General features: G+C 48.9%; 3 protein-coding genes and 1 pseudogene. 3 read left to right on the forward strand and 1 reads right to left on the reverse strand.

Annotation, left to right across the window (positions count from 1 at the left end; all coding sequences use genetic code 11):
- A pseudogene (locus tag ACWA6V_RS14375) lies at positions 1–223 on the forward strand (glucosamine-6-phosphate deaminase); the annotation flags it as partial.
- Between the two features lie 77 nt (positions 224–300).
- On the opposite strand, the gene ACWA6V_RS14380 reads toward ACWA6V_RS14375, so the two are convergent.
- Positions 301–1,353 carry a LacI family DNA-binding transcriptional regulator gene (locus ACWA6V_RS14380; RefSeq protein ID WP_310075095.1) on the reverse strand — a complete coding sequence of 351 codons (1,053 nt, stop codon included), beginning with the start codon at positions 1,351–1,353 and terminating at the stop codon, positions 301–303.
- A 303-nt stretch (positions 1,354–1,656) separates the two neighbouring features.
- On the opposite strand from ACWA6V_RS14380, the gene ACWA6V_RS14385 reads away from it, so the two are divergent.
- Both ACWA6V_RS14385 and ACWA6V_RS14390 read left to right on the forward strand, forming a co-directional pair.
- A complete protein-coding gene (locus ACWA6V_RS14385; RefSeq protein ID WP_449523141.1) occupies positions 1,657–2,496 on the forward strand; it encodes a GTP-binding protein in 840 nt (279 codons plus the stop codon).
- Positions 2,497–2,659: 163 nt separating this feature from the next.
- A partial coding sequence (locus tag ACWA6V_RS14390; RefSeq protein ID WP_449523142.1) for a two-component regulator propeller domain-containing protein occupies positions 2,660–7,087 on the forward strand: 4,428 nt, incomplete at its 3' end.

Genomic DNA, 7,087 nt, shown 5'->3' on the forward strand with positions numbered 1-7,087 from the left:
AAAAGTGGTGCTGTTAGCGACAGGTGAAAATAAAGCCGAAGCGATTAAAGCAACGGTAGAAGGCCCATTAACAGCAGCGTGCCCCGCATCTGCCTTGCAAATGCATGAACATGTTGTATTGGTGATTGATGAGGCTGCTGCTTCGCAATTAGCAGATGTGGATTTCTACAAGCACATCGAAATGGAAAACCAAAAGTTGCTTGAGCGGCTGGGTCGCGCGTAATTTTTATTGTCGCTGTTAAAAAACCAAAAGGCCGACTTGTTTTCAAGTCGGCCTTTTTTATTGGGCGCTGTTGTTATTTAACGTTTGGATGGGGCCGGGCAAGTCGAGTCACGCACAATTAATTGCGGATAAAAACCTTCGCTCTCTACATCGCGATGCGCGCGAATGGTATCAATTAACAATCCGGTGGCGCGCTCGGCGATGGTGGTGTTGGGCTGTTGCGCGGTGGTTAAATTTGGCCAGGCTTGGCGGGAGAAGGGGCTATCTTCAAAGCCGACAATGGATAATTGTTGCGGCACATCCACGCCTTGAATGCGCGCCGCAAACAAAGTACCGGCCGCGATTTCATCATTACAGGCGAACACAGCGGTTGGTTTTAAATTGGACGAGAGCAATTGGCGCGTGCGTTTTACCCCGGATTCAAACGAGTATTCTCCGGGCAGGATTAATTTTTTATCGAGCGTAATTTTATTGGCTTTGAGTGCGGCCTTGTAACCTTCCAAACGTTCACCGCTGGATTTATGCGCTTCTTCACCGCCCAAGAAGGCGATGGCTTTGTGGCCGAGATCGATCAGGTATTGGGTAATTTTGTACGCGGCGGTGCGGTCGTCGATAAAAATGCAGGGGCCTTTTTTATCCGGCGCCTGTGAGCCCGACAGGATGCGCACAAACGGAATTTTGCGTTTGCCCAGCGCCGATAATACTTCCGGCATCTCCGACATCGGCGGTGTTAACACCAGTCCGCCCACTTGGCTGCGATCCACCATGTTGAGCACTTCATCAATAATGTCATCGGCCTTGGAGTTGCAGGGGTGGATAACCAATTCATAACCCTGGCGACGGCACTCCCCCAAAATCCCCTTCTGCATATCGATCACATAGTTGCTATTGGGGTTATCGTAAATAAAACCAATCGACGAGGCTGCACCGCGCAGTAAGCGCGCTGATAAGTTGGGTTGGTAATTCAGCGCCTTGACTGCCTGCATTACCTTGTCTTGCAACTCCTGGCCGACGGTTCCTTCTTTATTGATCACACGCGATACGGTCTTAAAGGAGACTCCGGCCAACTTGGCTACATCTTTAATGGTCGCTTTGGATTTGGGGGCGTGTTTATCGACACTGGTTTTCATAGGTTATTAGGCTTATCAGGCAATGGAGTGGTAGGTAACGGACGGTTAGGCTATCCCTTACAGGGCTGGTTGCTAGGGTAGAGCTTAGGCTATCCAAGCGCAATGATTTCGCTGCCGCCGCATTTTATTTGTTCCGGTGGCGTAAAGAGCCGTAACCGTGGCGCAAGGTTTTGTAAAGAGTTTTGCGGCGGGGAAATCCCCAGTGGCAACATGGTCTAGAGTTAAGGATGGGTCAAACTGGTGCAGGGATCCCAGTCGGCAATTAAAAAATAGATCACAACAATAAAATAATGAGGTATCGCTATGAACAGACTCTTTAGCTTCCCGAGCCTCTTGCTCTTGTTAATACCCCTTGCACTACCCACATTGGCGCAGCACAAGTTAGAGCAGGCGTGGCTGACTCCCGATTTGCCCACCCCCGAATCAGTGCTTTACGTATTGGGGAATGATGAACCTTACTTGTTTGTTTCCCTGATTGATGGTCAAGGTGATGCTGTTGATGGCAAGGGCGGAATTGCCAAATTGTCTACTGAAGGGGAGGTCATTGATAAGGAATGGTTCACAGGCCTGAATGCGCCTAAAGGGATGGCGATCTACCAGAACCGATTGTACGTGGCCGATATTACCGAGCTGGTGGTCATTGATGTCAAAAAGCAGGCGCTAATTAAAAAAATTCCGATTGCGGGTTCTGTCTTTTTAAATGATGTCACCGTGAATTCCAGCGGTGTAGTGTTTGTGTCCGATACCCGCACTAATAAAATCCATCGCATTGAAAACGACGAGCCAAGCCTGTATCTGGAAAATATGACCAGCGCGAATGGGTTGAAAGTGTTTGGTTCCAATTTGATTGTGGGTGCTGGCCCGGAATTATTATTGGTGGGGCCAGATAAAAAGCCGCTGACTCTGGCTAAGGGTTTTGCCCAGGGAATTGATGGTATCGAAATGACCAAACGCGGTGAATTTATCGTCTCCTGTTGGGCAGGGTTGGTGTACTACGTTTACAGTAACGGCAAGATTGAGTTGTTGATCGATTCCCAAGCCCAAAAAATCAATACGGCCGATATTGGTTTTGACCCCAATACCCAGCGGGTATTTGTGCCCAACTTTTTAAAGAATTCTGTCACTGCCTATCAATTAAAATAAGGGTTTTCACGCGCTCAAGCAGATTGCCCAACCTGTTTGAGCGTTCAACTGTTACATTGTTCCCTTCGCTCCCTCTGGATAGCTGCTAAAATTGGCGTTCGCCAGATAAATTAAGCTGGCGATGGTTTGTCACCCCTGTATCAGTATCCTTCTGGAGCTGGCGATGGCGCTTGTCCTACCGCTTAAATTGTTTTTGATTAGCTGTTTGTTTGTGCCGATTTTTGCTTTCGCCCAGACCGCACCGCGTCCACAGGATAGCCCGCCGCCACACTACTCCTTCAGCCATATATTGCCGGATCAAGTTGCTGCCATAGGCTACATCAGCACCGTTGCGCAGGATTCAGAAGGTTTTATGTGGTTTGGTGGCGCCAACGGCCTTGCACGTTACGACGGTTACAATCTGGTTATTTACCGCCGCGACGATATAGATGAGCACAGTTTAAGCAATAACTACGTCAACGATATTTATCTCGACCGCGATGGCAATCTGTGGATTGCAACCCGTAAAGGGATTAATCGCTACGATGCGAAGCTAAACCGCTTTACCCGCTATAGCGTCGCCAGCACCCCCGAACTGCTCAGTGCCGATGACGTTATAGCGATTGAAGAAACTGATGATGGCCGTTTTTGGCTGGCCACTCGCGGTGGTCTCTACAGTTTTACGCGCAGCAATAGCCAATTCCAGCTTCATTCTCTGCAAGATAAAGCCTCCACCACCGGCGATGGTTTGCTCTGGGCCGTCGTTAAAGACCAGCAGGGCAATTTGTGGATTGGCCATCAGGATCGCGGCATCACTCGCTTTAATCCTGCCACTGGCGATATTCGCCGCTACGAGCGCGCGCAGGGGTTAGGCTCTGCGGATATTCGCGAACTCTATGTCGATTCTGCCAATAATCTCTGGGCGGGCAGTTATGGTGCGGGCCTGTTTATGCTGGATGGCAAACGCGAGCAATTTGTCGCGCTTGAACACGACACCCAGGAAAAAAGCGCGATGGTCATGGCGGTGCTGGAAGATCGCCAAAAAAATCTATGGGTGGGTGATGGCAGTGCCGTTTATGTCCGCGCACCCGGCGCACAGACCTTTGCCCGTTTTACCTATGACGAGACCAATCAGGCATCGCCCGGCAACTATGTGGTGAACACACTCTTTGAGGATGCAGCAGGCGATATTTGGCTCGGTTATTTTCCCTCAGGTGTTGATGTGATTGATCGCCAGGCCTCGATTTTTCACAACTACAGTCATAGCCCCAATGATATTAATACAGTGACTGGCGGCGGAGTTCTCTCGGGCTTAAAGGACGAGCAGGGAAATTTGTGGATCGGCTCCGGCTACGGGTTGAATTATTTTGAGCCCAATACTCAACACTTCACGCGTTATGTTTATGATCCTGAAAATGCTTCTGGCATTGGCGGCAACACTGTGTTGTCTATGGCCTTGGGCACTAATAAACAAATATGGTTAGGCATCTATTCCGGCGGGCTTAACCGTCTGGATATAACGACCGGTAAATTTACCCATTATATGCCCAACCCTGACAGCGCCAATGCAATTCGCGGGCGCGAGGGCTGGTCGGTGATTCGCGACCAGCAGGGGTATATCTGGATTGCGACCGAAGAGGGATTGAATCGCTACGATCCTACTACTGATTCTTTTCGCTATTTTGTGCCTCCGTCTGAGCACCTGGATGGTGACAAAGCACTTTATGCCCGGGTGGTTTATCAAGACCGGCAGGGACGTATTTGGGTTGGCGGTATTCGCGGTTTATTTTTATTTGATCCTGCCACCGAAACCTTTACGCGTTATCGCCATATTGATAATGACCCCACCAGTTTGAGTGCGGATTTTGTTTTTGCAATATATGAAGATAGCCGAGGTAATTTTTGGGTGGGCACCGACGGCGGCGGGATCAATTTGTTTGATCGCACCACAGGTAAATTCACTGCCTACACCAGCCGCGATGGCCTTGCCGATGATGTGGTCGCCGGCATTGTGGAAGACCCGCAAGGTTACGTGTGGTTAGGGACCCAAAGAGGTATTGCCCGCATTGGTGTTGATAAAAAACAATTCCGCAATTTTGATAAGCGCCACGGCTTAAACGACAATTTGTTTAACCGCAATTCACCCGTGGTAATGAATTCTGGTGAATTGTTTTTTGGTAACAGTAAAGGCTTTGTCGTGTTTGACCCTGCCGCAATTTCTACCAATAATTATTCGCCGCCCATCGTATTTACCAATTTACTCATTCTCAATAAACCGGTCATGGTAAACGCAAAGGGGTCGCCCCTCACTGCGTCGATTAACCATATCGATGAAATCAGGCTTTCGCATGAAGACGCGGTGGTTACGCTGGAATTTTCTGCACTCAACTTCCAAATGACAGAGGAAAACCAATACGCCTATCGGTTGCTCGGATTTGACAGCGATTGGATTTTTGCTGGAACAAAACGCACGGCCACTTACACCAACCTTGATCCGGGCTACTACGTATTTGAAGTCAAAGCGAGTAATAACGATGGAGTGTGGAGCGATAAACAAGCGCGTTTGGCGATCCATATTGCGCCACCGTTTTGGTTGACCTGGTGGGCATATCTGGGTTACTTGCTGATAACCTGTTTGCTGTTTTACTGGTTTTTGCGCATCCAACAATTAAAGTTACGCTATGAGCAGCAACAAGTTGAGCAAGAGCGCTCGCTGGTGCGCCGCCTGCAACAGGTTGATAAATTAAAAGATGAGTTTCTTGCCAATACCTCGCACGAATTGCGCACGCCACTTAACGGCATTATTGGATTGGCGGAGTCGTTGCTGGATGGATTAAATGGCCCTTTGCCTGCACATACGCGCTACAGTTTGCGCTTGATTGCGGCTAGCGGAAAACGGCTTGCAGCGCTCGTGGACGATATTCTTGATTTCGCCAAATTAAAAAATCAGGGTGTGGTATTGCACAAAAAAGCGGTGGACTTGCGTGTGCTGGTCGATATTGTTATTACCCTCTCACGTCCATTGATAGGTGATAAGCCGCTCACCTTACACAATCACGTGCCGGAAAATTTACCGGCTGCCTATGCCGATGAAGATCGGCTGCTGCAAATTTTGCACAACCTCATCGGCAACGCAGTGAAGTTTACTCATGAGGGCAGCATTAATATTTATGCCGAGGTAAACGAAAAAGATGATCAAATTTTGGTGCAAATTGCTGACAGTGGAATAGGCATAGCCGCAGAACACTTAACAACTATTTTTCAACCTTTTCAGCAGGTAGATGGCCGTGCAGAACGTGTCTACGGTGGGACAGGTTTGGGATTATCCATCACCAAACAATTGGTAGAGCTGCATGGTGGAACCATTAGTGTTCAATCCAATGCCGGTCAGGGTTCGGTATTCTGTTTTAGTTTGCCTCTGTCGCTGGAACTACCTGCACAGTCTGCAGTTGACGACACTGCGCATGAAATAGCGGCTAATTTTGTTGAAACGCCCACACAGCAATTAAATGAATCCCGGGCGGCGCGTACTGGCAAGACATTCCAGGGACACATACTGGTGGTGGACGATGATTCGGTAAATCGCTTGGTATTAGTTAACCATCTCGCGCTGCGCAACTACCGTGTCACGGAAGCTGCCAGCGGTGAAGAGGCTATCGCATTGGTAGAAGAGCATGGCGATATTGATCTGGTGCTGCTCGATATTATGATGCCGAAAATGTCTGGCTATGAAACCTGCAGACGCTTGCGCGAGTCTTATCGAACCTATGAGTTACCAATTATTTTCCTCACTGCACGCAGCCAGACTCAGGATTTGGTGATGGGCTTTGAAGTGGGCGCGAATGACTATTTAATTAAACCGATCTCCAAAGAAGAATTACTGGCACGCGTTGACATGCATTTGCAGTTGTACAGTGCGACGCAGTATTTGGATCGCAAAGTGGCTGAACGCACTGAAGAGTTGCGCGCAAAAAATGAAGGCTTGAAACAGGCACAACAAGAACTACAAAGCGCGTACCAAAAGTTGGAAGAGGCGAGTTTGTCTGACCCGCTCACTGGCTTGCACAATCGTCGCTTTCTGGGTAAATCCATGCCATCCGATATTTCGTTAGTGGAGCGCGAATACCAAAATTGGTTGTTCGCCAATCAAACCAATGGTGATGATGAAATCCATTGGCCGCTACCCAAAGATCACGATTTAATTTTTATGTTGCTCGATGTGGATTATTTCAAATGGGTCAATGATAGTTACGGCCACAGTGCGGGCGATAAAGTGTTGGAGCAATTGAGCCGCCTGTTGGAAGAAGTGCTGCGCGATTCCGATTATCTTGTGCGATGGGGCGGGGAAGAATTTTTAATTGTCGCGCGTTTTTGTTCCCGTGCAGAAGCACCGGAAATGGCCGAGCGAATCCGCCAAGCGGTCGCGCATTACGTATTTGATTTGGGCAACGGACAGCAGCTGCAAAAAACCTGTTCGATCGGTTATGCGGTTTATCCATTTTATCCGCAAGTGCCCAATACCTTGACCTGGGAACAAGTGGTGGATACAGCTGACCGCGCGCTCTACGCTGCAAAAAATGCAGGGGGCGGACAGGTGCGCTTCTTTGATCAA

It is taken from the genome of Cellvibrio sp., assembly GCF_053579595.1.

What these genes read in the sequence shown, in the direction of transcription:
- ACWA6V_RS14380 (WP_310075095.1), bottom strand. Translation starts at nt 1,353, where the DNA reads ATGAAAACCAGTGTCGATAAACACGCCCCCAAATCCAAAGCGACCATT.
- ACWA6V_RS14385 (WP_449523141.1), top strand. Translation starts at nt 1,657, where the DNA reads ATGAACAGACTCTTTAGCTTCCCGAGCCTCTTGCTCTTGTTAATACCC.